At 67.6% G+C, this 26,420-nt stretch carries 21 protein-coding genes; 4 read left to right on the top strand and 17 right to left on the bottom strand.

Annotated features, from left to right (window positions below; genetic code table 11):
• Positions 1 to 87: 87 nt before the first annotated feature.
• From trbJ to SPR01S_RS04600, 6 genes are read right to left on the bottom strand one after another with little or no spacing between them, the layout of a single operon-like run.
• Positions 88 to 828 (bottom strand): P-type conjugative transfer protein TrbJ, encoded by a 741-nt coding sequence (gene trbJ, locus SPR01S_RS04625; protein ID WP_066585595.1) that lies wholly within the window; start codon positions 826 to 828, stop codon positions 88 to 90.
• A 23-nt stretch (positions 829 to 851) separates the two neighbouring features.
• Positions 852 to 3,266 carry a conjugal transfer protein TrbE gene (gene trbE, locus SPR01S_RS04620; protein WP_066585593.1) on the bottom strand — a complete coding sequence of 805 codons (2,415 nt, stop codon included), beginning with the start codon at positions 3,264 to 3,266 and terminating at the stop codon, positions 852 to 854.
• A complete protein-coding gene (locus SPR01S_RS04615) occupies positions 3,260 to 3,535 on the bottom strand; it encodes a VirB3 family type IV secretion system protein (protein ID WP_066585591.1) in 276 nt (91 codons plus the stop codon). Before SPR01S_RS04615 ends, trbE begins: the two co-directional genes overlap by 7 nt.
• Complete coding sequence (locus SPR01S_RS04610) at positions 3,535 to 3,867, bottom strand: TrbC/VirB2 family type IV secretion system protein (protein WP_084250940.1); 333 nt, start codon at positions 3,865 to 3,867, stop codon at positions 3,535 to 3,537. Before SPR01S_RS04610 ends, SPR01S_RS04615 begins: the two co-directional genes overlap by 1 nt.
• Positions 3,868 to 3,869: 2 nt before the next feature.
• Complete coding sequence (gene trbB, locus SPR01S_RS04605) at positions 3,870 to 4,883, bottom strand: P-type conjugative transfer ATPase TrbB (protein ID WP_218016705.1); 1,014 nt, start codon at positions 4,881 to 4,883, stop codon at positions 3,870 to 3,872.
• Positions 4,884 to 4,886: 3 nt separating this feature from the next.
• Positions 4,887 to 6,899, bottom strand: coding sequence for a conjugal transfer protein TraG (locus SPR01S_RS04600; protein WP_066585588.1), 2,013 nt, complete (start codon positions 6,897 to 6,899; stop codon positions 4,887 to 4,889).
• Positions 6,900 to 7,058: 159 nt separating this feature from the next.
• On the opposite strand from SPR01S_RS04600, the gene SPR01S_RS04595 reads away from it, so the two are divergent.
• The gene (locus tag SPR01S_RS04595; RefSeq protein ID WP_066585587.1) at positions 7,059 to 7,898 is read left to right on the top strand and encodes a DUF4062 domain-containing protein; all 840 of its coding nucleotides are present in this window, start codon (positions 7,059 to 7,061) and stop codon (positions 7,896 to 7,898) included.
• A gap of 39 nt (positions 7,899 to 7,937) precedes the next feature.
• Here SPR01S_RS04595 and SPR01S_RS04590 read toward each other — a convergent pair whose 3' ends face one another.
• The 3 genes from SPR01S_RS04590 to SPR01S_RS04580 form a co-directional block, all read right to left on the bottom strand.
• A complete protein-coding gene (locus SPR01S_RS04590; protein ID WP_066585584.1) occupies positions 7,938 to 8,330 on the bottom strand; it encodes a ribbon-helix-helix domain-containing protein in 393 nt (130 codons plus the stop codon).
• Between the two features lie 84 nt (positions 8,331 to 8,414).
• Complete coding sequence (locus SPR01S_RS04585; protein ID WP_066585582.1) at positions 8,415 to 10,409, bottom strand: DUF3363 domain-containing protein; 1,995 nt, start codon at positions 10,407 to 10,409, stop codon at positions 8,415 to 8,417.
• A gap of 330 nt (positions 10,410 to 10,739) precedes the next feature.
• Positions 10,740 to 11,099, bottom strand: coding sequence for a hypothetical protein (locus tag SPR01S_RS04580; RefSeq protein ID WP_245661867.1), 360 nt, complete (start codon positions 11,097 to 11,099; stop codon positions 10,740 to 10,742).
• 239 nt (positions 11,100 to 11,338) lie between these two features.
• On the opposite strand from SPR01S_RS04580, the gene SPR01S_RS04575 reads away from it, so the two are divergent.
• Positions 11,339 to 11,842, top strand: coding sequence for a thermonuclease family protein (locus tag SPR01S_RS04575; protein ID WP_369405259.1), 504 nt, complete (start codon positions 11,339 to 11,341; stop codon positions 11,840 to 11,842).
• Between the two features lie 45 nt (positions 11,843 to 11,887).
• Here the strand turns inward: SPR01S_RS04575 and SPR01S_RS04570 are convergent, their stop codons facing one another.
• Entirely contained in the window at positions 11,888 to 12,208 is a 321-nt protein-coding gene (locus SPR01S_RS04570; RefSeq protein WP_066585707.1) for a DUF736 domain-containing protein, read from the bottom strand.
• A 386-nt stretch (positions 12,209 to 12,594) separates the two neighbouring features.
• On the opposite strand from SPR01S_RS04570, the gene SPR01S_RS21455 reads away from it, so the two are divergent.
• Entirely contained in the window at positions 12,595 to 12,747 is a 153-nt protein-coding gene (locus SPR01S_RS21455) for a hypothetical protein (RefSeq protein ID WP_157081945.1), read from the top strand.
• A 52-nt stretch (positions 12,748 to 12,799) separates the two neighbouring features.
• On the opposite strand, the gene SPR01S_RS04565 is transcribed toward SPR01S_RS21455, so the two are convergent.
• The 7 genes from SPR01S_RS04565 to SPR01S_RS04535 form a co-directional block, all read right to left on the bottom strand.
• The gene (locus tag SPR01S_RS04565; protein ID WP_084250939.1) at positions 12,800 to 14,611 is read right to left on the bottom strand and encodes a ParB/RepB/Spo0J family partition protein; all 1,812 of its coding nucleotides are present in this window, start codon (positions 14,609 to 14,611) and stop codon (positions 12,800 to 12,802) included.
• Positions 14,612 to 14,735: 124 nt separating this feature from the next.
• Complete coding sequence (locus SPR01S_RS04560; protein ID WP_066585577.1) at positions 14,736 to 15,146, bottom strand: DUF2958 domain-containing protein; 411 nt, start codon at positions 15,144 to 15,146, stop codon at positions 14,736 to 14,738.
• Positions 15,137 to 16,150: an ArdC family protein gene (locus tag SPR01S_RS04555; RefSeq protein WP_084250938.1), complete on the bottom strand. Its 1,014-nt coding sequence runs from the start codon at positions 16,148 to 16,150 to the stop codon at positions 15,137 to 15,139. The genes SPR01S_RS04560 and SPR01S_RS04555 overlap by 10 nt, the downstream gene beginning before the upstream one ends.
• A gap of 620 nt (positions 16,151 to 16,770) precedes the next feature.
• Positions 16,771 to 22,809, bottom strand: coding sequence for a hypothetical protein (locus tag SPR01S_RS04550; RefSeq protein WP_066585575.1), 6,039 nt, complete (start codon positions 22,807 to 22,809; stop codon positions 16,771 to 16,773).
• Between the two features lie 180 nt (positions 22,810 to 22,989).
• A complete protein-coding gene (locus tag SPR01S_RS04545) occupies positions 22,990 to 23,553 on the bottom strand; it encodes a lytic transglycosylase domain-containing protein (protein ID WP_066585573.1) in 564 nt (187 codons plus the stop codon).
• Complete coding sequence (locus SPR01S_RS04540; protein ID WP_066585572.1) at positions 23,541 to 24,110, bottom strand: S26 family signal peptidase; 570 nt, start codon at positions 24,108 to 24,110, stop codon at positions 23,541 to 23,543. The genes SPR01S_RS04545 and SPR01S_RS04540 overlap by 13 nt, the downstream gene beginning before the upstream one ends.
• Complete coding sequence (locus SPR01S_RS04535) at positions 24,103 to 24,327, bottom strand: helix-turn-helix transcriptional regulator (RefSeq protein ID WP_066585570.1); 225 nt, start codon at positions 24,325 to 24,327, stop codon at positions 24,103 to 24,105. The genes SPR01S_RS04540 and SPR01S_RS04535 overlap by 8 nt, the downstream gene beginning before the upstream one ends.
• Before the next feature lie 627 nt (positions 24,328 to 24,954).
• Here SPR01S_RS04535 and SPR01S_RS04530 point away from each other — a divergent pair.
• Entirely contained in the window at positions 24,955 to 25,854 is a 900-nt protein-coding gene (locus SPR01S_RS04530; RefSeq protein WP_169803377.1) for a CPBP family intramembrane glutamic endopeptidase, read from the top strand.
• Positions 25,855 to 26,420 lie beyond the last annotated feature (566 nt).

Here is a 26,420-nt window from a genome sequence, read left to right as displayed (position 1 = left end):
CGCGACGGGGGAGCGGTGCCGCGCGCCTCGCGGGGTGTGACGGCGGGCGGGGGCGCACCCGCCGTCACCATCGGCGTGGGGGTGGCCCTATCGGGGGGTGTAGGCCTTGCCGTTGCCGATGAACTTTTGCGCCGCCGCCCGTCCTTCCGCCTCAGCCTGGGCGCGGGTTGCAGCTTCGAGCGATTGAGCCCGATATTGCGCGGCCATCAGCTGCGAGATTTCGAGTTGCTGCTTGGCGACCAGCGCGAGCAGCTGGTTGGTCGCCTGGCTCGCCTGAAGCTGACCCTGCGCCGACTGGCTGCGCGCGGTGATCGCGGCCAGCGTGCTGGTATCGCTGGCGATGCTGCCGACGACGCTGGCCTGGACATTCACCGTGTTGGTGTAGGCGGCCATTGCCGCGTCGTAGCGCGACCTGGCGGCCGCCAGGCTCTGGTCGGTGGTGAGCACCGAGGTCAGGCCTTGCGGGTACAGCTGGCTGAACTGGGTCCCGGCGGTATCGATCCTGAAACTGATGCCGCGCGCCTGATCCATCAGCTGCTGGACCCGGTTGATCGTCTGGGTCAGCGCCTGCGCTTCGGGAAAGTCGAGCCGCATCAGGTTTTTCGCCTGATTGGTCAGCATCGTCGCCTGGTTCTGGAGTTGCTGAATCTGATTGTTGATCTGCTGCAGCTCACGCGCCGCCGTCAGCAGGTTCTGCGAGTAGTTGGTCGGGTCGAACACCGTGATCTGTGCGGCCGCCGGCGCCGCGGTGAGGACCGTGCCCCCGACAAGCAGCAGCACCGCCGGAGCGGCCATAGTGGTGAGATAACGAGCAATTCGCCGAGACATGGGAGATCCTTTCTGTTGGAGGGTCAGCGAAGGGAGGCGAGGAGCGGGACGGCCCAGTCGAGGCCCGCCGATGCGAGGAACCGCGCGGCGAAATCGTCGCCGCCCTCGGCTAGGAGCTTGTCGATGCGCTGCTGGCTCGCAGGATCGGAGGCGCCGCACACGGCGAGCGCGATGGGCCCGAGGCCGAGCTCGAACAGCCGGTTACCGCGCGCCGATTGCAGGTAATAATCCCGCTTGGGCGTGGCGCGGGCGACCAGCTCGATCTGACGGTCGTTCAGCCCGAACCGCTCATAGGCGGCCCTGCCCTGCGGCTCGATCGCGCGCTCGTTGGGCAACAGGATGCGCTGGGGGCAACTCTCGATGATCGCAGGCGCGATCGCGCTGTCAGCGATGTCGGCTAGGCTCTGCGTCGCGAACAGCACCGCGACATTCTTTTTGCGGAGCGTCTTCAGCCATTCGTGGATGCGCGCAGCGAACAAAGGATGGTCGAGGAAGATCCAGGCTTCGTCGAGGATGAGCAACGTCGGCCGGCCGTCGAACCGCTCCTCCAATCGGTGGAAGAGATAGGTGAGCACGGGTGCCACCACACCGGCTTCGGCCATCAGCGCTTCGGTCTCGAAACATTCGACCGACGACAGCGACAGCTGCTGTTCAGCGGCGTCGAGCAGCCGGCCATAGGGACCTTCGAGCGTATACGCGGCGAGCGCCAGCCGGAGTGCCCCCGACTGGAGCAGCAGCGCGAGCCCGGTGAGCGTGCGCTCCTCGACCGGGGCCGTTGCGAGGCTACCGAGCGCCGACCAGATCGCATCCTTGACCTCGGGCGTCACACCGACCTTCTCGTGAGTGAGCAAGGCGGCAATCCACTCAGCCGCCCAACTGCGCTCGTCGATCCGGTCGATCCCGGCGAGCGGTTGGAAGGCCAGCCCTTCCCCGTCTCCACCGCCAAGTCCGAGCGCGTGATGCCTGCCGCCCATGGCCAGCACCGCAGCGCGCGCCGAATAGCCTTTGTCGAAGATATAGATTTGCGCGCCAGGATAGCGGCGGAACTGAAGCGCGATCAGCGCGAGCAGCACTGACTTGCCGGCGCCCGTCGGCCCGACCGCGAGCATGTGCCCGACGTCGCCGACATGGGTGGAGAGCCGGAACGGCGTCGATCCCGAAGTCTGCGCCATCAAGAGCGGCGGTCCGCCAAGATGCTTGTTGTGCGTCGGTCCCGCCCAGATCGCCGAGAGCGGCATCAGATGCGCGAGGTTGAGGGTATGGACGATCGGCTGGCGGACATTGGCGTAGACATGGCCCGGGAGCGAGGAGAGCCACGCCTCGACCGCGTTCACGCCTTCGCGCACGCAGGTGAAGCCCAGGCCATTGACGATGCGCTCGACCGAACGGACCTTCGCCTCGACCCGGGCGCGATCCACGTCGCTCACCGTGATCGTCGTGGTGAGATAGCCGAACGCGACATAGTCGGCGCCCAGCGCCTGCAGCGCCTGGTCGGCGTCCACCACCTTGTTGTCGGCGTCGCTGTCGAGCAGCTGCGCCGGCTGGTTGTACATTACCTCGCGCACCATCGCCGAGATCGACTTGCGCTTGTTGAACCATTGCCGGCGAATGCGGGTCAGGGTCTTGGTCGCATCGGTCCGGTCGAGCGCGATGAACCGCGTCGTCCAGCGATAGCTAAAGTCGGTCGCGTTGAGCGCGTCGAGGATGCCGGGCCGGCTCATATTGGGGAGCCCGAGCACGGTGACTGTACGCAGATGCATCTGCCCGAGCCGCGGCTCGAGCCCGCCGGTGAGCGGCGAGTCGACGAGCAGCGCGTCGAGATACATGGGTGTCTCGGGAACCACGACCGGATGGCGGCGTGGTGAGACGCACCCGTGCAGATAGGTGAGCGTCTCGCCAGAGTTGAGCGCCCGGACCTCGGGCATGAACCCGGCAAACAGGTCGAGCACCCGGTCGCACTCGGCGACGAATCCGGCAAGTGCCGCGCGCCAGTCGCGCGCCATGGGCGTTTCTGTCTCGACGAGCTTGCGCCCTGCCGCCTCGCTCGCATCGGCCGGCGGCAGGAAAACAAGCGTCAGATAGTAATGGCTCTCGTAATGCGCGCCCTCGGCTTCGAAGGCGGCGCGACGTTCCTCGTCGACAAGCGCCGAGACCGGATCCGGAAAATCGCTGGCCGGATAGTCGAGCGCCTCGACGCGCTCGGCCTCGAAGAACAGCGCCCAGCCGGTGCCGAAACGCTTGAGCACATTGTTGGCGCGGGCACACGCACCGACCAGTCCGGCTTCGGTCGCGCTCTCCAGATCGGGGCCGCGAAAGCGCAGCGTGCGCTGGAAGCTGCCGTCCTTGTTGAGGACGACCCCCGGCGCGACGAGCGCCGCCCAGGGCAGATGATCGGCGAGGCGATCGGCGCGATGCCGATATTCGCGCAAGTTCAGCATGCGAAATGACTCCGCTGGCGAAGGTGGCGCAGGAGGACGGGGGCAAAGTCCGGGTCGCGGCGCGCTGCGGCGACCGCGACTGAATGCCCGATCGCCCAGAGGATCAGGCCGGCGAGCCATTGCTGCAGCCCGAGACCGACCGCGGCGGCGATCGTGCCATTGACGATCGCCAGCCCACGCGGGGCGCCCCCCAACAGGATCGGCGATCTCAGGCTCCCGTGGATGGGCGCCTCGAATCCGTCGATATGATGACTGCCGGTGACGAGCATCAGACGAGCGCCCCGCCGCCGAAGCTGAAGAACGAGAGGAAGAAGGACGAGGCCGCGAACGCGATCGAGAGGCCGAACACGATCTGGATCAGCCGCCGGAAACCGCCTGCGGTCTCACCGAAGGCGAGCGTCAAGCCCGTCGTAATGATCACCATCACCGCGATGATCTTGGCGACCGGCCCCTGCACCGATTCCAGCACCTGCTGGAGCGGTTGCTCCCAGGGCATGCCGGAGCCGCTGGCGTAAGCCGGCGTCGCCATGCCGATGCCGATGCCGAGCGAGATACTGGAAAGGGTGAGCCGGAGACGCCGGCACGCGCGGAACAGAATCATGGTCAGTCTCCTTCTGGGGGTGCAGGTGGTTGGGAGAGGTCGATCACGGCGTAGCCGCCGTCCGGATCGAGCCCGGCGACGCGGGCGATCGTCTCGACGCGGCGCGAGGCGCCGCGCCCGGCGATGAACACCACCATGTCGATCGCCTCGGCGATCAGCCGGCGCGGCACCGTGACCACGGCTTCCTGGATGAGTTGCTCGATCCGCAGCAGCGCCGAGCGCGCGCTGTTGGCGTGGACCGTCGCGATTCCGCCCGGATGCCCGGTGTTCCAGGCCTTGAGCATGTCGAGCGCCTCGGGGCCGCGCACCTCGCCGACGATGATGCGATCGGGGCGGAGACGAAGCGTCGAGCGGACGAGATCGGCCATCGTCACGCTACCGGGCCGCGTGCGGAGGGCGACCGTGTCGGCGGCGGGCGACTGCAGCTCGCGTGTGTCCTCGATGATCAAGAGCCGCTCGTCGAGATGCGCCATCTCGGCGAGGAGCGCATTGGCGAGCGTGGTTTTGCCAGAGCTCGTGCCGCCGACGACGAGGATGTTGCGACGATCGACGACCGCGAGCGACAGCAATCGCGCGGTGTCCGCCGACATGATCCCGTCGGCGACATAGTCCATCAGCGTGTAGAGCCGCGTCGCCGGCTTGCGTATCGAGAAGCACGGTGCAAGCGCGACCGGCGGCAACACGCCTTCAAACCGCTCGCCCGCGCCCGACCCGTGCGGCGGGAGTTCGGCCGAAACGATCGGTGCATTTGCGTGAACGTCGGTGCGCGCGTGGCTCGCGACGAGGCGGACGATCCGCTCGACCTGCGCCGGCTCGTAGCGCACGCCGGTGTCGCTTCGTCCCTCGCCAAGTCGGTCGAGGCGGAGCGCGCCGTCGGGATTGACCATCACTTCGAGCACACGCGGATCGCCGAGCGCGGCGGCGATCGCCGGCCCCATCGCGGTGCGCAGCATGGCACGGCGGCGCGCGACCGAAACGGTGTCGACGCCGACAGGTTCGGGAGGAGCGTCGGTCATCGCTCAGATCCCGGGAAAAAGGTCGTGATGATCGGCCTCGTTGAGACCGTAACCGCGCGTGGCGACACCGCGCGCGAGTTCCATCGCGCGCTGGTCGGCGGCGCCGTCGTCGTCGACCTCGTCGAACAGTGGCAAGGGCTCCTGGACGAGCACGTGCGACGGTACGTCTTCGCCAAGCCCGGGATGACGCTGCTGCTCGAGCCCGCCATCGGCACCCTCGCCTTCGTCCTCGGCAGGCGCGGCAAGACGCGCGTCCGACGTGCGGGCGTCGGCGTTCCAGTCACAGGGCCGATCGGCCGGGCAATCGGCATAGGGCCCCTGCCCCAGCACCGGCGCGGGGCAGACGCGCGCCGTGAAGTTGCGGTCCTCGTAATAGCGCAGCTTGTGAGCCCGGATCGGCGCCAGCCCCGAGATCAGCACCAGCTCGTCGGTCGGAGGCAGCTGCATGACCTCGCCGGGCGTCAGCAGCGCCCGGGCAGTTTCCTGACGGCTGACCATGACATGCGCGAGCCAGGGTGCGAGCCGGTGCCCGGCATAGTTGCGCATCGCGCGCTGCTCGGTCGCGGTGCCAAGCGCATCCGAGATGCGCTTCGCCGTGCGCTCGTCATTGGTCGCGAACGCGACGCGAACGTGACAATTGTCGAGGATCGAATTGTGCTCGCCATAAGCCTTCTCGATCTGGTTGAGGCTTTGGGCGATGAGGACGGCGCGGACGCCGTAGCCCGCCATGAAGGCCAGGCTGGTCTCGAAGAAATCCAGCCGCCCGAGCGCCGGGAATTCATCGAGCATGAGGAGCAGCTGATGGCGGCGCGCGCTGCCGGCGCCGTCGAGCCGCTCGGTCAGGCGCCGGCCGATCTGATTGAGTACGAGCCGCACGAGTGGTTTGGTCCGGCTGATGTCGGAGGGCGGGATGACGAGGTAGAGCGAGAGCGGCCGGACGGCCTCGATAATGTCCGCGATCCGCCAGTCGCAGGCCGAGGTGACCGCAGCGACGGTCGGGTCGCGATACAATCCCAGGAAGGACATTGCGGTCGACAGGACGCCGGAGCGTTCGTTCTCGCTCTTGTTGAGCAGCTCGCGGGCGGCCGAGGCGACGACGGGATGGACACGCGGCGCGTCCTCAGTGCCGAGATGGTTGGTCTCCATCATCCGCTTGAGCGTCGCGACGAAACTGCGGCGCGGGTCCGAGAGGAACGTCGCGACGCGCGCGAGCGTCTTGTCCTCTTCCGCGTACAGAACGTGAAGGATCGCCCCTACGAGAAGGGAATGGCTGGTTTTTTCCCAATGATTCCGTCGCTCGAGCGCGCCTTCGGGATCGACCAGAATATCGGCGATATTCTGCACGTCGCGGACTTCATCAGCGCCACGGCGAACCTCCAGCAGCGGATTGTAGCGCGCCGACCGCTCATCGGTCGGATTGAAGAGCAGGCAATGCGAAAAGCGCGATCGCCATCCTGCGGTGAGGGTCCAGTTTTCGCCCTTGATATCATGGACGATCGCGGAGCCAGTCCAGCTGAGCAGCGTTGGGACGACGAGGCCGACGCCCTTGCCCGAGCGCGTGGGCGCGAATGCCATAACGTGCTCGGGCCCTGCGTGCCGCAGATAGCGCCCGTCGAGCTGGCCGAGCAAAATGCCGCGATCGGCGTACAGCCCGGCGCGTTCCATTTCGCGCGCCGATGCCCAGCGGGCCGAGCCATAGGTCGTGACGTTGTTTCGTTGCCGTGCGCGCCACAGCGATCCCGAGACCGCCGCGCCGCACCCGACGAAACCCGATGCACCGGCGATCAGCCCGGCCTTGTCGAAAACCTGCGGCGCATAGGCGTCGTAGGAATACCACCAGCCGAACAGCGCCCAGGGGTGATAGACCGGGAGGCGTCCGACGGAGAACCAGGGTGTGCCGAGCTCGGGTTGGTATGCCAGCATCGCGGCCGCCCATTGTGTCGCGATCCACACGCCGGCGATCACGATCGCGAAGACGAGCACGATCTGCCCGATCAGCAATTTGGTGGGTGTCACGAGGTCGCTCCTGCCGGTCGATCCGGCGGGGCAAAAAATCCCCCATGCCCGCGAAAAACGGGAGAGCGCGGCGCGGCGTCACGCGGCGCTATTCAGCTCCCGCGACGCGCGATATCCTGAGAATCCGTCCGCGACCGCGAAAGCCTGGAGCCCGTCCGAATGCCCTATGATGCGAAAGTGATCGAGGTGATGATCGCATCGCCCGGCGACGTGAGCGCGGAGCGTGACATCGTTCGTGACGTCATTGCCGAGTGGAACGCGGTTCACGCGCGCGACAAGCAAGTCGTGCTGTTGCCGATCGGCTGGGACACGCATGCGTCGCCGGAACTGGACGGCCGGCCTCAGCAAATGATCAACGATCGCGTGCTCGCACATGCCGACGTCGTCGTCGGAATCTTCTGGACGCGGCTCGGTACGCCGACCGGCAAGGCGAGCAGCGGCACGGTGGAAGAGGTTCAGGAACACCATCAGACGGGAAAACCCGTGATGCTCTATTTCTCCGATGCGCCCGTCAGCCCCGGCAGCGTCGACCCGAACCAATATGCTGCCGTGAAGGAGTTTCGCAGCTGGGCGCAAGCCAAGGGGCTCGTCGCCTCTTATGCGAGCGTTGCCGCGTTCAAGGACGACTTTCGCCGCCATCTTCAGCAGATGCTCCAGAACAATGGCTATATCCGCGGTCACACCGAGATCGATCTTGTCCAGTTCTTCGAGGACGGCCTGCGCGACGCGCCGATCGCGCTGAGCGAACATGGCGACACGTTGCTGCGCGCTGCCGCCGGCGGCGATGGCATCGTCATCATCAGCCGAAGCCTCGACAGCCAGTCGGTCCAGACCAGCGGATTTGCGTATGGCAGGGGCGAGACGAATCGCGACCTCGCGCGGTGGATGGCAGCGGTCGAGAACCTCGAACAACAAGGGCTGATCAGGGAGGAAAGCACCGACTTCTACGAGGTCACCGACGCTGGTTACAATTATGTCGAAGCCGGAAAGCCGGCCTAGCGCCACCGCTACCCACGGCGCCGCGAGACGACCGCCCTTTCAATCGTTGCCACTTGGCGGGAAGTCCCTGCCCTGCCGCTCCGCTATCTCGCGCAGGAATGCCCGATGCGCCTTGTCACCAATCGCGCGGGCATTCTCCGTTACCGGCGGTAGGTTCGCGGCGGTGATCAACTGATGGCGAACCAACCGGGACATCGCCTCCCATAGGAGGTCGCCATTGCCGTTGAGCCGGAGCAAGGCGCGATCGATGCGCGTCAACCGCGCCAGGACTGTTTCGCTGGCATCGGCCGAGCCCCTTCGTTCGAGCCATGCCTCGAGCGCCTCGACGAGGATTTCGGAGCGGGCGCGGCCGGAGTTGCGCGCGATCGTTTCCAATCGACGCGACAAATTCTCGGGAAGGAACAACTGGTGTCGTTTCTTGAAGGTCTTCATCGCGGACTCCGGAAGCGAGTCGGTGTCGCGCGCCCGCGTTGGCGGTTGAACCGCGTGTAGCGGGCACCAGCGGTGCGCTGAGGATCAGGAAATGCTCGGCCCGGCTCGGTCGCGACCCAAGGTCCAGCTCACGCCGTTCGGCCGGACGATCCCGCTGACGGGTTTCCCGATCTGCCGGTCCAGCACGTCGCGCCAGGGCAGCAGCGTGAAGTCGTGGGCGCGCTCGATGAGCGCATAGCGGTTGCCACCGCTCTGGACGTCGCGGGTCAGGCGGCCAGCAATGCGATCGCCCGTCACCGCCTCGCGATAATCGAGGCCGAGTTCGGTCGACAGGCCCGTCGCAAGTGCCGACAGCTCGCGCGTGCGCAGGCGCTGGATGAGGTCGGGGCGATAGGACGCCGTCTGACCGTGCGCCTCCGCCAGATCTTGCTCTATCAACCATTGCCGCCGCCGGTCGAGTGCGGTGCGCCAATCCTCCCCGAACCCGTAACCGGCGCTCTCTGTCATGCGTTCGCCGACAAGCTCGCGGTCGAGCAGCGTTGGCCCATCGTGCGTGACGAGGCGGGCTAACGGTTCGCGCGACAAATGCTCGACGACGACCGGGGCATCCTGGATGCGGCGTCGTTCTGCCGCCTCGACTTCACGGATGTGATCGGTCGAGATCCGCCATGTGCCATCGGTCTCGCGCTCCACGGCGGCACCTGCCCGGCGCAATGCCTCGAGCCGCCGGATATGGCTTTGCGCAAAGTCTTCGGACGCGTCGGGATCGTGGGCGAGATGCAGATCGACGCTGTACCTGCCGCCATGGGCTGCCGCCACCTGGGCGACTGTGCGGTCGACCGCCTTCACCTCGATCTCGCGCGGCGAGAGCCGAAGGACCGCGCCGACGATCAAATGGTCGCGGTTCTCGCCGATATCGACATGATGGGTATACCCGTCGATCCCGTCGATCAGCGCGAAACGGCGATCGTGAAACTCGTCGCTCGCGCCGAAGCGGATCAGGCGACCTACCACGGCCGCACGCAGACCGTCCTCGCTGTCCAGGGCATAGAGTTCCGGCGGGCGCGCGATTGCCGCACGCTGCATCTCGTGATGCATGGTGCGGATGATGTCGCCGCGGCGCCCCATCTCGGTGAGGCGCGCGCCCGCATTATCGTCGAGCCGCCAGGTCAGGGGCTCTTCCCGCTTCGCCAGGCCCAGCGACTCCAGCGCGCGCGCCCGACCGACGAGCATTTGGTGGAACGCGGGGTCTTCGTCGCCGAACCGGAGATCGACGAGGCCTGCCGACGCCCGGCCAAGCAGCGCGCGATCCAGGCGCGTGAAACGATCGGCATCGACTTCGCGCGCAAGCTGGTCGGCGACGTCGCGCTCGGTCTGCGGCCCGAGCGCGCGCGTCATGATTTCCGATGCGCGATGCCGAATGCCATGCGCGATATAATCGCCCGCGATGTTGAGCGTCCTGCCGTCCTCGCACCGCCCGCGGATCACGATATGGGTGTGAGGATGACCGGTGTCGTGATGGTCGACGGCGACCCAGTCGAGCGTCGTGCCAAGATCGCGTTCCATTGCCGCCATGAGGTCGCGCGTGAAGGGGCGCAGATCCGCGAACTCCTTGCCGTCCTCGGGTGAAACGATCAGCCGGAACTGGTGACGGTCTCCACTTTGGCGATCGACGAATGTCTCGCCATCCACATCATCGCTGAACGTCGAATAGAGTCGCCCTCCCGCGCCGTCACGCGCGACGCCGTCGCGCTCGATATAGCGCAAATGCGCGGTAACCTTGGCGAGCTTGCCGCCCAGTTTTACGACCCGGACCTTCACCGCCACCCGGCGCGCCCGGACGTTGAGCCCCAGGCCGCGATCGAATGACCAGCCGTTATCCCGCGGCAGCGCCGCTGCCACCCGCGCGCCGCGGCCTCGCTGGTTGAACCGTCCGCTGCTCGGCGCTTTCGCATAGCGGGGCGTACCGCTAGCGGCGCGGCGCACGCGAACGACAAGCACGGCGCGTAGCCGGGGCGCCCGGCCGCGCGGGCGCATCCGGCCCAGTCTCGGCTCGAAATCGTCGTCCTCACTGTCCATCGGTGAAGATATGGAGAGGTTCACCGAGGCGCTAAAGTATCTCGCGCAGGAACTGCGGAAATCCGCCATTTTCGACGGACATCCGGCGTGACAGTCTCTCCGCGACCGTCATCGGAGACAAACAGGCTCCAGGAAAAAGGATGTGCAGACAAAGCGTTAGCGTCACGCATGCGACGAGCCGTGACGCGGTTTATCTTGCCTTCAACCCCCTGCCTTCAACCCTTTCCCTCCCCCAATCACCGCTCCTTACAGCTCACCCCGCCAGCCAAAGAAGAAGCCGGGATGCGATGCCCTGCGACACAACATCCCGGCTGCAGTCGAAACGCGCGATCACCGCAGCCGATCATAGGCAATCCGCGCTGCCTTTCGGCTGCGAAACGCGCGCTTTCCCATCATGCCGTGCGCCATTTCGTCGCCGTCCACGATGACCACTGCGACCAGCCAGCGTCCGTCCAGCCGGCCCAGGATTGCGATCCGATCGAGCTCGAAATCGTCTTCGACGTCGGCTGAATAGGCCCCCAGCCAGCGCTCTTCGACGCGCGCATCCCAGCAGAAATCGCACTCCTCCGCTGCGATAAACCGGTCCGCCAATGCTTCCGCCGCACCCCGCCCGAATTCAAGTTCGAGACCCGCGATCAGTGCGCCCATCACGCGATCCGACGCCGCCGAAATCGGTTGAATCATGGTCATGACAATCTCCATCGCTTGCGTCTTCATCCTCGAAGACACCTCAGTCGACGGCGGTCGGCGGCGCGGCTGTCAGGGCCGCCGGAGCGAAGCGGAGGCGCCGCGAAGCGGACGTGGGGGGAACCGATTTGCGCAGCAAATTGGGGGGCACCCACGGGCCTTGATAGCCGCGCCGCCGGCCGCCATGCTCGGACGACCACGAGTAACGTCCCTCCCCGTTGGCCCCGGAGCGTTCACCGCACATGACCAGATCGACCAGCCGTGCGCGCAAAGCCTTGCCGATGGGAGCCCTCGTCCCCGTCGTGGTGGCGGGCGGCGCGCTCGGCTGGTGGGCATCGAGCGGTGCTGGATCGACGGCGGGGGCAGGCGGAAGCCCGGTGCACTATGCCGACAGCGCGACCCATTGCCGCGTCGTCGATGGCGACACGCTCCACTGCGACGGCGGCCGTATCCGGCTGCTCGGGATCGACGCACCGGAGCTTCCCGGCCATTGCGCTGAAGGGCGCGACTGCGCGCCCGGCGACCCTTATCAATCGAGCCGCAGCCTCGGCGACGCGATGGGCGACGGTGGGTCGCTCCCCGAAGCAATCGTCGGCACCGATCGCTACGGCCGCACGCTTGCGATGGTGAAAGGCGCGAAGGGCGACCTGTCCTGCTGGCAACTTGCGCACGGGCAAGCGATCTACAAGCCGCGCTGGGACAATGACGGGCTCGTCGCGGCGACCTGCCCGGACCTCGCCCGTTGATCCAACGAAGAGCCCCGGCGCCGAAGCGCCGGGGCGGGTCACCGATCAGTCGGCCGGGTTCCAGATCACCGCGAACCGGTCTTCGGGGCCGCCGGCCGCCTGGCCGAGATTGGCGTAGAGGCGTCGGGGTCCGAACTCGGGCGCCGCGAGGCTCAGCGACACATAATCGCGGCCCGAGGTCTCCGACTTGCGCAGCCAGCCCGCGCCGATTTCGACGCCGTCGGACAGCACCCGATAGTCGGGCTGCTGCTCAGTGGACTTGCTGCGATTGGTGACGATCGCGATGTCGGCGCTGATGCTGAGGGTCTTGAGCTGGCCCTTGAACGAACCGTCTTCGCTCTTGGTCACATATCCGATGGCAGGCATGGTCTTCACTCCTTCATGCGGCCGGGACCATTCCCGGCGACACGCAGACCAGCTGGCCGGGACAAGGCGGCGCCGAACCGAAGGCCGAAGCGATGAGCGGAGGACCGGAGCGACCCGGCTATTTTGCCGCGCGAGGAAGGCGCTGAAAGCGCCTGGGGAAAATAGTCGGGCGCGATGGTTTCGGGCGGCGCCGACCGGCCATAGGTCGTCAGCGTTCGCCACCGGGATATGGTCCTGCCCGCGTCGAAGTAGACCGAGCGGCCCTGTTCGACGGGATCCGTCTGACGGGAGCGTGGGCGTCAAGATCGAGCCAGACTGGCCGCAACATTCGCGCTGTCGCGGCGCCTTTCGCTTGGCACCGGCGCGCAACCGACTATCTCGGCAGCATGACCGATGTCGAAGGATATCGCCGGCGGGCCGACGAGGCCGAACGCTGGGCGCGCGAGTGTCGCGAGAAGATCGGGTACAAACCCCAGTCGCGCGCCAGCTACGAAATGCTGCACGACCGGGACGGCGCGCGGCAAGCGGCCGAAATCTGATCCCTCCCCTATTGGGTAACGGGCGACGGCGCTGCCGCCGCCCGCCCCGCGATCAGGCTGCCAGCCGCTCGGGTTCCGGCGCGACCTCGGGCACCACGTCATCGACGCGCTCGACCATTGGTTCCTCCGCCGCCGCCTTGGCTGCGGCGACCTTCGCATTGGCCGCGACCGTCGCCACGCCGCCGCGCTCGGTATAGGCGGCGGGCGGGAAGCGCATCCAGCGCGGCACCCAGCCGGTGACCTGCGCGCGCCCGTCCGCGCCCGCCAGATGATCGGTCACGATCTTCTTCAAGGTCGCGCCCTTCTCCTTGGCGTTGGCGTCGGCGACGGTCTGGCCCGCCACCTCGGCGACCATCGCGGTCAGCACCTGCTTGTCGCGGATCAGGTCGAAGAACGCCGGGTCGGCCTGCCACCACCGCGCCATGTCGATGCCCAGCGTCAGACCGACGGCCTCGATCGCGGCATGGCCCGCGCCGAGCGTCTCGCCCATCACCACCGCGACCACATCGAGCACCGCCGGATCGGGCAGATCGAGCAGCCGCAGGAAGATCGTCACCAGATGACGGTCGTCGCTGCCATAAGCGTTGGTGACGGTCGGCTTGTCCTCGGGACAGCCGAGCAAGGCGAGGACCGCGCGGCGGCGCGCGTCGAACGCGGTTTCGGCGGCGCACGTCTCGACGCTCTCCTGGGCAGCCTCGTCGCGCGCGACGCTCTGGTCGGGCTTCACGTTCCAGAGCGGCGCCCCCGCAATCGCGAAGGCGAGCATCAGGCGCAGCGCGACGCCGGGATGCTCGGTCAATGTCGCCGCCACGGCGGCGCGGCGGTGCAGATCGACATAGGCCTGCGTCGCCGAGCTGATTTCGGGACGCTTGGGCTTCTCGCTGCCGGCGACGACATTGCGCGCGGCGCGCTCGGCCTCGCGGCGCGAGACATAGCCTTCGTGGATCACGACCTCGCCCGAGCCGCGCACGTCGAGATAGACGCGCCCGCCCTTGCGCTTGGCGCGCTTCTCATATTCCCATGTCGCGAAATGCTCGGACGGCGGGACGATCACAACCTCGGCCCAGCCAGCGGCCAGATACTGCTCGCGCCGCGCCTCGATGGCGGCGTTCTGCGCCGTCCAGAAGGCCGAGGCATCGGCGAAGCACTGGTCCTCGCCGAACAGGTCGGCGATGGTCGCGAGCTTGGCGTCGGTCGCGTCGAACAAGGCGTAGTCGGCCTTGATCGTCTGTCCGCCGAGCAGCCACGATTTGAGGTTGGACCCGCGTGGCGCATAGCTTTGCGGGTCGTCGACCAGCTTGAGCCAATCGGCTTGCTGGCGCTTGCTCGCCAAGGTCAGCGTGCGGACGGTCGCGCGGTCGATCTCACCGCTCGAATAGAGGCTGCGGATGCGTGGCAAGAGATTGCCGAGCGCAAGCGTGCGCTTCACCGCAAGTTCGGGCAGCCCGAACGTCGCGGCGATATCCTCGACGCTGCGCCCGTCCTTGACCAACCGGGTGAAGCTTTCCCAGCGCTTCACCTCGTCCGGGTCGAGCCGCGCCATATTCTCGATCATCGAGGCTTCGAGCGCGGCGGCATCGTCGCCTTCCTCCATGATCGCGCACGGCATCGGCTCGGGATCGCCGCCCGCCGCCGCCACGTGGTTCGCGACCAGCACGGCGGCGGTGTAACGGCGGTCGCCCGCAATCACGCCGAACCCGGGCGCGCCCGCCTCGTCGGGTTCGGGGCGGACGATGATCGGCACGATCACGCCGCGCGCGCGGATCGAGGGCAGGATGTCGGTGACGTCGGGCGCTTTCCTGGCGAAACGCATGTTCGAATGGCTGCGATGCAGCTTGTCGAGCGGGATAAAGTCGAGTTTCATGGCATTGCTCCTTCAAGAGCGCCGGTCCCGTGCCACTTCCACTGATACGGGACCGGCTAGGATTGCGGGCGAAACGCGCCCGCTGCGTCAGGGCCCCATCAAAGTACTACTTCGATGGGAGCCCTCAGCCGTCCGATGGATCGGGCGGAAGCGGGTGCGGGCAAGCGAGCGCGGCCTGCGCGAGAATGATCGAGCCTTTGCGACGGGCAACGTCGGCCCAGCGCGAGAGCGGCACGTCGGTGGCGAATGCCTCGTCGCGCTCGATGTGAAGGCCGAACGGCAGCCGCACGGCGGCGATTTCGGCGAGGCTGAAATAGCCGAGTTCGGGGCAGCCGAAGCCGAGATCGGCCAAGCCGAACAGTGTGTCGCCGTCCTCGTCGAGTTCGGTAGCGAGCCATGTCGCCGCACCGACCGGATTGAAGAGTTTGACGACCGGCGCGGGGTCAAGGTCGACGTGGCCGAATAGCTGCGCATCGTGATGCGCGATGGCGTTGGCGCGCAGCGCAAGTCGCATGGCCTCGGGGATCAAGCGCATTGGGCCGCCTCCGCTTCCTGCGCGCGGCGGGTGAGCAGCCAGTCGGCGGCCTTGCTCGCCGCACTTGCCGCGCGGACGACCGCGCGATTGTCCTCGCGCAGCACCTCAAGCCATGAGGCGAGATAGTCGGCATGGCGCAAGGTCGGGACGATGCCGAGCGCCGCGCACAGGAAGGCCGAGCCCATTTCGGCGACCAGTTCCTCGCGGGCATAGTCTTTCGACCCGAACGCGCCCGTCTGGTTGCGCGCGAGCCGGGCCGGATGACCGGTGGCGTGGGTCAGTTCGTGCAAGGCGACCCGGTAATAATCGAGCGCCTCGAAGAAGGCGGGCTGCGGGGGAACGCAGACCAGATCGGGGCCGGGCGCATAGAACGCGCGGTCGCCGCCGATGCGAAATCCGACCCCGCTTCCGGCGATCACTTCTTCGGCGGCGGGGATCAGGGCTTGCGGCGGCAAGGGTGGCGGGGTGGCGGCGTAGCGGTCGGGCAGACCCTCGCATTGCGCGACGTTGAACACGGTGAAGCGTTTGAGGAACGGCACCACGCGCGCGTCGCCGCCATCATTGGCGGCGCGCGCCTTTTCGGCGCGATCACCGGAATCGCTCCCCCGGAGCGATTCCTTTGAATCACGGGGGGTGAAGCGGTCGGCATAGACGATGCCGGTCCCCTTCTCGCCCTTTCGGACCGACCCGCCTGCGTCGAGCGCTTGGCGGAAGGTGAGCCAGCCCTGACTGGGATAGTCGGCGGCGATGACCGCGCCCCACAGGATCAGGATATTGATCCCCGAATAAGACCGCCCGGTGGTGGCGTTGACCGGCAGACCGGGCTGGCCCGCCGCGACCCCACCCCACGGCCGCACCCATGGGACGGTCCCGGCCTCGAGTTCGGCGATGATGCGCTGCGTCGCCTCGTCATAGATATTGACGCGCGGCGCATGCGCGCGCGCGTTCGCCGTTGTGCGGGTCCTGCGCGCGCGCCGCGCGCTGCGGTTGGTTGCCTGTGCCACGTCCGTGCCTCCGATCCCGCCCCGAACCCAGCAGGCCCCCGGGAAAGCGGGGGTGGGCGGCAACCAGCGACCAGAAAGGCGCGGCCCCGAGCGGGGGCGGCATCCGATCAGGACCGTAATGCAATGGAGGAGCCGGCGCGTAGCGCCGGCTTGCCGCGCCCGCGGCCGCGCCTAGGCGGGAGCGCCGCCCACCCGCGCTTGACCGGGGGCGACCACAACGCCGCCGCGCCCGCGCGGCGACCGCTTGATGGCGGCTCTGCCGCCCCGGACAAAAACGGACCTCCGCGCCGCACGGGCGGATCAGCGGGGTCGAACCGGGCTTCGCGCCAGCGGACGGGGCCTGTCGTCCGCCAGCGAAACCGGGCGCCCCGCCCGGCCGCGCGGCCGGTGTGCCGGCGGGGCCCTTTTCGTCAGGCGCCGTTCCCTGGCGGCAAGCGCAGCGCGGCGCCAGAACGCGTCCTCAGCCCCGCTCCACCAAGGTCGGCGTCAGCCGACCCGCCAGTCCGATCGTCACCTTCGGCCGAGACCCGTCCAGGGGCTCGGTGGCGCGGCGCCATGCGCCAGCGCCATAGAGCGGCGGTCGCGGGCGGCCAGCCCGCGAGGCGCGAGACCATAAATGATCAGGGACGGGCGTTGAGGTAGAGGTAGAGCCGCCACAGCGCCTCGGCGTGGATCACGCCGTTACTGCGGATCAGCCGGTCGACCAGCTTGCGCAACGACGGCGCCGCGGCCGGCCATTCCTCGACCGCCGCCACGATCGCCGCCTCGAACCGCTCGAACAGATCGGCTTCCTCGATCCCGGCATAGCATCCGGCGAGTTCGAGCAGCTCATGGACAGGATCGAGCGCGCTGCCTTCCTCGCGATCGCCCGACAGCAAGGGCGACAGGCCGTCCGCCGCTGCTGCGCGCGCCACCGCCCGGATCACGTCGAGCGCTCTCCCATGGTCGGCTTGCGGCAACAACAGTCCGATCGTGCGGATCATGGCACGCGGAACCGGCAGTCCGTCGCGCGCCCCCATCGACAGCCCCTCCAGATCGCTGTCGCGCAACAGGGCCTGCGCCGACGCCTCCTGCTCAGGGGACAGCCCGGTGCGCGAATGCTGCATCAGCATCGACCAGGCGATGCCGTCTTCGCGGTTCGCCCTGATATCTCGGATCGCGTCGTCGCCGAGACTCGCGCGCTTCACCATCGGATCCCCGATCAGCGCATCGAGCGCCGGCGCATGGGCCGTCAGGAAGCTGCCGAGCAGGTTCTGGCCGGCAAAGTTGCGCAGGATCAGCGCCGGGATCGGCACCGACCCATCGGGCTCGGCGATCTGGAGACCGTTCACCAGATCGTCGAGCTCGCCCTCGTCGACATAATCGGCCATCGGCGCGTCGCCGATCAACGCCCCGAGCGCGTGATAGAGCAAGGCATCGGCGGACATCCCGCTCGACGACGCGGCGTCGCGGTCGCCAAACCGTGCGAAGTTGAGGCGATCGGCGATATTCTCGTCGAAATGGCCTTCGGTGAAGAAGCGGGTCAGTAAGTCGGTATCGGCGTTGCGGCGCAGGAACGTGTCGAGCACGCGATTGGCATGCACCCAGGTGAGCGCCAGCCGATCGGCCGCGCCCAGCGCCCGGAATTCCGAATCCTCCCAGAAGGCTCGCACAGTCCAGCGCAGGATGGCGGTCAGCGCCGGGCCAGTCGCGCGCAGCGCTTCGATCAGCGCGTGCACGATCGCTTGCCGTCCGGCCGTATCGGGCGCGTCACGGAGCGCGTTCTCGGCGCGGCGATAAAGCTGGATCGGCGTCACGGCGCGATCGAGCTCGGCCTGAATCTCGGGCGAGAGCGGAAGTCCGGCCAGGCCGAGCAGACCGGCGATCGGCAAACCGCTCAAGCGGCGCAGCGCCATCCGCGCGCCGACATCGGCGGCGAGGCGCGGACCGGCTGTGCGCAGCCGGTCGGTGAAGGGAGCGTCACCCGGCTCGATCCGCAGGTAGCGCAGCAGGGCGCTCGCTGGCGGCGGGTAGAAGGCGCCGAGTGCGATGCGCAGATTGGGCTGGAATGCGGCATCGAGATCGCCATAGACCGCGCGGGCGCTGCGCTTGCGCGCGGCGATCAGCGCGCTGACCAGCCGGTTGGGCGTGCGGGCCGCGCGCCCCTCGACCCTGAATTTTTCGAGATCGGCCGCGGTCAGCTCGAGCTCGGCGAGCAACTCATCATATCGGTCGATCGGGCGCACCCGTGGGTCGAACAGGCTGCACAGCGTATCCGCGAGCCGCGCGCGCACCGCTCCGCTGATCGCGACGCCATTGTCGGTGCGCACGATACGGCATTTCTTGCCCTCGAGCGTGCGCACGTTGGTCGGACCGTAGCGACGCGCGGTGCGCACGGCGCGCCAGAAGCGATCGGCCTCGAAGCGCGCGCCGCGAATAGTGACAACCTCGTTCGAGTGCAGCCCGAGCCAAGGGCCGATCGGGCGCGTCGCCAGCACGCTGATCAAGGGCTGCGGCAGCGCCCCGGCGCGAATCTTGATCAGCGACAGCTCGACTGCAGGGCGTGTCGCGGTTGGGTCGCGCCCGGTCAAACGGGGCAGATAAAGCGCTTCGAAGAGATCGGCGATGCGCTCGAGGATGTCGGGATCGCCTTTGCGGTGGGGGCCGAGCGCCGTTAGCCAGAACCAGTTGGCAAAGGCGCGCCGGCGGATGCGGCGCAGCCCAAGCGGCACCTCGCCCGGCATCGCGAGCGTCTCGACCGCCGAATGGAAGGAGAGCGCTGCGAGCGTGCGCGCCGCGCCGCCGGGGGCGTCCTCGGGAATCGCCCGCAGTGATCGCTCCATTCTGAGCGTTGCCCAGACCCATTCAGAGCGCGCGGCGCAACTCGCGATCGATTGCACCGGGTCCGACCAGATCGCCGCGAGGCATTCTTCGGCGAGCCTCATATCGGCCAGCACCAAGCGCGTTTCGTCGGGGCGGTGATCGTCGGGATCGTCGCTTTTCCCGACTTTCAGCCGCGGCTCCAACAGCCGGTGTGCCGCGCGGTTGCGGCGGATCGCGACCAAGGCAGGCGTCTCGCGCAATTCGCCGTCGACGACGGGCGCCGCAAGAATTGCCGGGACCACGTCGGCGGACTCGAGCTGGATCAGCCCGGCCCCGTCACCGAGCAAGCGACTCAATCGGGCCCGCGCTTCGGCCTCGCTCAGGACGCCATCGGCGACGAGCGCGCCGAGAATGTCGACCAGCTCGACGATCACATGGCTGTTATTGGCCGGATAGCCAGTCAGCTGGCGGTCTTCGTACCAATCGACCGCGCCGTCGATCGGCTCGGCGTTGAGCAGATCGATAAGACACAGGGTCGTGGGGTTGCGGGTATCAACCTCGCGATCCGCATGTCGCCGGATCAGCTCGAACCGGCCTGCCTCGATGCCTAGCCGGATCCGCTCGCGCAAGCTGTCGAGGAACGCGGCGCGGCGCGCCTTGCCCTCCTCGGCCGCGACATAATGGCGTATCCCGCGCGCGACCTCGGGGTCGATCCCGACATCGAACCCGAGACACAGCGCGGACAAAAGGTCCAGCTCAAGGAGCTGCTCGGCGGCCGCACCCGCGAGCCACAGGCGGTCGCCGGCGACAAGCGGCGTGGTCACCGCGGCCTGGTCGGCGGCCGGCGCCGGCATTGCGGCGCGCGCACGCAACGTCGTGGCCTCGTCGATCACCCCGGCCGCAAAGGCGGCATCGACCAGCTGGCCGACATCCATGTCCATGTCCCGATCGCCATCCGGGTCGCGCAGCGCGACGACGCGACCGCCACTCTCCCGCGCCCGCTCGACGAGACCGTTGCCGAACATATCGGCGAGTGTGCGCAGCGAGGCGAGGCGCGCGGGCTGTGCCGGTGCGACGCGCCGATGCATGTCGACGAGCGCCGCGGGCACGGCCGGCGAGATCCGCACCGGATTGGGGTGGCGTTCGACGATATCGAGGAGGTCGGCATGCGCGGCGACGAGCAGCGCCGAAATATCCATGTGCAGACGCCACTGCGACCATGGCAGCCCGACATCGAGATGGCGCGGCCGGGCGCCGTTCCGCCACAGCCGGAGTTTGAGCGGGCCGGCTGCGCTGTTGGGCGATTCGAGCAGCAGGGCGTCGAGCGAGAGGTTCTGGTGCTCGGCGAGCAGATGGGCGGGGATGCGGCCGTCGAGATAGAGCGCCCAATGCTCCTCGGCGGTGGCGTTCTGCGAGGCGATGAAGGCCGGCAGCTCGGCGACATCGAATTTACGGGCGGGCCCTGTCCCCTCATCGGCGGCCTGCATGAAGTCGAGCCGGAAGGGCGCTGCCTCATTCTCGAGCCCGATCGAGAAGGCCTGGACGAACGCCGACACGGCAAGGCGGCGCTGCGCATCGCGCTCGACGGCGAACCGCCACAGTTCCTGGGCGAGCGTCATGTCGCTCGCGCGCAAGGTCTCGACCCAGGCAAGCGCGGCGTCGGGGGCCAGATCGGCGCTGCGCATCAGGTCGCGCACGATCCGCGCCGCGCCGCCGGTATCGCCGATACCCGCCCGCAGCCGCGCCTCGAGGTGGCGGTCGACCGCCGCGCCCGATTCGGCGCTGAGCGCGCGGGCGGTCTCGAGTGCGCCGACCAGGTCGCCCGCCTTCTGCTGCTGGTCGACGATGAGCCGCCGGACATCGGGCGGCGGCACGCCGTTGCGGAACACGGCGCGATGTTGTTCGATGAACTCGACCAGCTCGCCGTCGACGCCGGTCGAGGCGATGAGATACGCGACGATGCGGACCGCCTCAGCCGTCGCGAAACCAAGGATCGCGCTCCGGTGCGGCTGGAGGATCGACCATTGGCCTTCTGCAGCGATCAGCTGGGCCGCCGCGAGCGTCTGCGGCTGGCCGCTCCCGGCGAGCGTGTCGAACCCCTGCTTGACCCCCGACCAGTCGCCGCTCGACCGCGCGGCCTGGATGTCGTCGACGAACGTGTCGGTCGCCGGCACCGGTGTCCCGGTATCACCCTCGCCGAGATCAGCGGCGAGCCGGGCGATCCAGGTCTCCGCCTCGCTGCGCGCCTCGCCCGACTGGGCCGCGAGATGGGCCTCGAGCGCCACACGGGCAGCGGCGGTATCGCCCTCGGACACGAGCAGCAGCGCATGGATACGGGCTTCGATCTGCTCGGTCATGCCGGCGGCATAACGGTCGGCATAAAGCCGCCGGCTTTCGGCGAGGTCCACGGTGAATCGGCGCGAGAGCGACCAGGCGACCGGAATCGGATCGCCGGGATCTTTCAGGAGGAGCGCGCACGCCAGCGCCTCGGCGTCAGCGCGGCGCTCAAGCTGGTTCGAAAGCGCGGCGAGCAGCCAGTGACGATCGTCGCGATCGCCGCCGCGGTCGACGAGCGACTGCAGGCCGGTGGTGGCGCTGACTAGCCAGGCATGGGCTTCGTCATCGTCGCGGACGAGATCGAAATCGACCGGGCTGGCATTGAGGAACCATTCGGGCGCCAGCATCGGCGACAAGGCGGCGGCGTAGCGTACAATGGCAATCGTGCGTATCGACGCGGTCCAGTGTCCGGCCTCGCGTTCGAGCTGCTCGACGAGGTCGAGCGCCTCGGTTCGCTTGTTGCGCATCAGCAGGGCCCAGGCCTGGAGCCGGGTGGTTTCCGGATCGGGCTCATCGGCGGCGAGGAGCGCGAGCACCGCCTCCGCGCTGTCGATATCGCCGCATGACAGGTACAATGCCGTCTGGAGCTGGCGGCCGTCACGGGTCGTAGGCGTGCCGAGCGTGGCGAGGCCGGCGCGGGCACCGTCGCGCACGGCGGCGATCCGGGCCGCGATGCGCGGTTCGGCCGCCGGCTGGATCGCCGTCGCTTCGGCATCGAGCGCGGCGGCGCCATCGAGGTCCTCGCGATGGAGCGCCGTCGAGGCGGCAAAGCGCAGCACGCGCGCCTGAGCGCCCGGCTCGAGCTGGCACCACAATTGCGGATCACGCAACTCCGCCAGGCTGCGCTCGACCGCGCCGACCTCCCCGGCGCGCAAGTCGTCGAGCGCGCGCGCGACCTTCTTCTCGGCCTCGCCCGATAGCATGGCGCGCAATTCGGCGATCTGGCTCGTCTCGACCGGCTGGGTCCCGACCGAGGATCCGAGCGCCTGCAGCGCTTCGCGCTGCCGCGGCCCGCACAGCCGGTCGACCCAGTCGGTGCCGAGATATTGAGCGACGATGCCGCGGTGCGGCCGCATCCGCTCGATCAGCTGGGGCTGCCCCCACAATTCATATTGAACCCCGACCTTGCGGAACCGCTCGCGCTCGGTGTCGGCCTCGTCGACGACATGGGTGGGCGCGACCGGCGCGGTCGTCGTAAGGATAAAGCGCCCGACGCGCTTGGCTTTCCATTTGCTGTCCCAATGTTTCAGGAACGCCGTCGACCAGGTGGCGAGATCGCCCTTCTCGATTGCCGCATGAGCCTTGCACGACGCGACATGGCAGCCGCCGCCCTGCAGCTCGGCCTTGGTGTCGATGCCGAACTGCGTCTGCCCCGGAATGCCATACTGACTGGCCGTCACCACATCGGGTTCGTGTGCCAGCAATGCTTCGGTCAGGCGCTCGAGCTGCTGCCAGTCCCAGCCTTCGAGCCGCGGCGGCCGCGTTTCCTGTTGGGGCGGATCGATGCCCGGCACTGCCATCAGCCGCGCGCCGACGTCCCGGCGAACAGGCCGGGCGCACGGCAAACGCCGAACCGCAGACAGTCGTGAAGTTCAGCCCCCTCGCCCATCGCGCCATCTGCTTGAAGCCTGGGGCAAATAGCAAGCCGATGGTGCCAAGATGATGAGGTTAGCGGGTGTGCGCGCGCGAACGAGGCCCGGTCACCATCGCGGCGGGATGGCGAAGACAGTGGCGGCAGCGGGCGTAATCGCGCGCACTACACCACCGGACCCAACCCGCCCGGTCACCCCGGCATCGCCTGTACGCAGCGATCCGACCGCCGCCACATAGTCGACGGTTTCCGCCGGGAGCGGGCGCCCCGCGAGATAGGCGGCATATCGGGCGGGCCCGGCATTATAGGCGGCAAAGCAACCGGGATAGCCGAAGCGGTCGTACATCATCCGCAGATAGGCAGCGCCTGCCAGGATATTGTCATGGGGATCGAACGGGTCCTGGCCCAACGCCAATGCGGCCCGCAGCGACGCCCAGGTCGCGGGCATCACCTGCATGGGCCCCATCGCCCCCGCGCGGCTGACGATCGGACGCCCGCCCAGCGTCGTCTGGCCGCCGCTTTCGATGCGCATCACCGCCGCGATCCAGGAGACGGGCACAGCGAAACGCTGCGACGCTTCGGCCATATAGGGTTGCCAGTCGGCCACGCGTCGGGCAGCGGCCGGCACTGGCGCGAATGCCACGGCGATCGCCAGCAATCTCAGCGCAGCCATAACGGCACCGCGCGACCAAGCACGTCCGGTCGATCGGTCGGGCCGAAATAGCGGCCGTCGAACGAATCCGCCGACCGCCCGAGGAGGAACAGGTCGCCCATGCCGAGGCGACGACAGCCCGACCACCATGGCAAAGGACGGCCGCGGCGATCGAGCCGATGGCGGAGAGCAACCGGCCAGCCGTCGACCGAAACGACCGTGCCCTGGGCGCAGACGCGCTGCCCGGCGATCGCGGCGATATCCTTGAGCAGCGGTACCGCGCGCGGCACATAGCCGCGCGCCCCCGCGATCGCCGCTGCCGGGGCGGGCGGAAAGGCGATGGCGAGATCGCCGACCCGGAGCGCTTGCGCTGGGCCGACGCGATAGAGGCCAATCGGCATGCTCGCGCTGGCATTCCAGAGCAGCCGTGGCCGCGATGGCAAAACCATCGGCTCCAGAAGGGCCAGACACCCGATTGCCGTGAGCCCGCTCAACCAGACCAGCCGGCGGCGGCGGGCACGCGCCCGGCGCAGCGCGTCGCCAAAGCTCGCGAGCGCACGATCGACCCGATCAATCACGACCTTCGCCCCGGACTTGCGCGAGGGACCACGCCTCGAGATCGTCGATATGATAATACCAGGCACGGCCGTGGAGGCGGCACCGCGGCCCCCTGCCCCTGGCGCGCAGCCCTTTCATCGAACTGGCCGCCAGCCCGAGATGGTAGGCCGCCTGCTTGGCGGTCAGAAACGGACAGCTCGTACGCGCCTTGGCGGCGCGGTCGTCAACATCGGGCATGGCGCATCCGGGGTTCCAGCGCAGCGCCCGAGTGCGCCGCGTCGGGCTCCTTTTCGCCCGCTCGACCCGCGCCGTGCAGGGTCGAAAACGGCTATGCGCGAATTCGACCCCCCTGCCACACCGGGACAGGGTTCAGCGTTGGCGCAGTTCCGCACAGGCTGAGACGAATGCCTGGAGCTGAGCAGCGGAAATCTCGAGGATTCCAGGCGCTAGCCATCCTCAACTATAGACGACTGTCCGCCGCGGCACGCCCATCCAGCCAATCGATTCATTGCTGGCCTATCGGAGGTGTAGATCCGCTGATGACCGGTCAAGATCGCGGCGGCGTTCATTCGGGCTGATCGGCATGCGGGAACCGGCGGAACGCATTGGTGGCGCCCTCACGCTCGAAAGCGAGTTCGGCAAGGGGACGGTCATTTCGATAAGCATCCCGGCAAAATCCGCTTACGAAAGCTTCAGCAATCCCTGAACCCGTCGTGCGGAAAACGTTTTATGGGGCGGACGCCAATCTGCCTTGCGTTCAAGATGGCGTGCCGGACTCCCGGACCTGAGCTCGAGCAGGATGGCCGAAAAGTAGAAGTCTTGACTTCGGCACAGGTGTATTATAACGGCAATACAGTGCCGAACATGATTTACGAGCCGACCCCGCATCGAGGCTGGTTGCCCTTCGTTTGGCTTGCCCCGGTTATATGCATCTTGCTGGTCGCTCTTTCGAGCGTTCCAATCGACTTCCTCATGGAGCATTGGGGTTTGGTCGATGCCAAGGGCGATCCGCTGACTGCGGCGGCCTTCTGCCTTTTCCTCCTGCTGCCGTTCGCGACCATGGCCGCGGCAACTTACGCATGGTCCCGTTATGTCGAGCGTCGCGCACTGAAGACCCTGGGGCTTACCGGGTCCGGCCGGCTGCGAAAGTTCCTGGGCGGCCTGGCCATCGGCATCGCGATGATGGGTCTGGCGATTTCGGCAATCTGGCTGGCCGGCGGCTATCGGGTCGAGGCGGGTTTTCCGGCATTCGCCTCGGCCTCGTCTCTTGCCTGGATCGCGTTGCTGCTGCCTTGCTTCGCCTTCCAGTCGGGCGTCGAGGAATTCATCTTTCGCGGCTGGCTTCTCTCGTCCGTCACGAGAAGATGGAATCTCGTCGCGGGGATCGTCGCGACCTCGGTTGCCTTTACGTTTCTCCATTATTCCCCGCACCAGCCCCTGCGCGTGACCTGCCTCTCATTCCTGTTCTCGGTCTTCGCATGCGCCTGGGCGCGCCGCGCCAACAGCATTTGGGGGGTCATGGGCTGGCATGCCGGATGGAATTGGTTTGCCGGCGTTGGATTCGGTGTCCCCATTACGGGGCTGGATGCTCACCTGCCGGCCCTGCTGGTCAAACTCGTACCGATCGGGCCCGATTACCTGACAGGCGGATTCGATGGTCCGGAGGGCAGCGTCCTGACCCTGGCTATGCTGGTTATTGCCAGCCTCTCGGTGTTCGCTCTACCCGCGAACGAACCGCCCAGGCTGGGAGCGCCAGGGGTGTAGGCCGCCTCCAGCCACCTCGCTTCGCATGACGAGGCGCGTGGACTACGGGGATTTCTGGACGAACGCTCCAGAGCCCCGCCACCCCTCATTGGCGACCTATCGTAGTCGCCGCTTCTTCACCGATTATCGGCCTTTGACAGGTGACCGAGCCGAGCCGGAAACCGCCATTCCGCTTCCGACCCAATTGCTGACATCGCTTTCGCCTGAACTCAATGCTGACACGTTCCGCTTGGGATGATAGCTGGCAAAGCAAGGAGGCGAGCCTTGAACGCAAGATCACTTGATAGGGCCGAATTGTTGAACCTCCTTGGAACGCTCATGAATCCAAAAGCGAGCGGCCTTACACAAACCGAAGTCGATCAGGTGCTCATCGACTTCTGCGCAGGATGTCCGGATCCGATTGAAGCTCGCTGGCTAATAGTTGAGTGCTTGGAGCCGCTCACCGATGAAGAACTTGTAGATCGGGCGCTCAGTGCACCTCATCGCTCGATGTCTGAGGTGCCCACGAAAATCATACCCGCCGCCCACCCCTCGCGAGCATTCTTGTGAACGGCCGCTAACCACCC

This window comes from Sphingomonas pruni NBRC 15498 (genome assembly GCF_001598455.1).
GTDB classification, from domain to species: Bacteria; Pseudomonadota; Alphaproteobacteria; order Sphingomonadales; family Sphingomonadaceae; genus Sphingomonas; species Sphingomonas pruni.
This window is presented reverse-complemented; position numbering and strand designations above follow the sequence as displayed.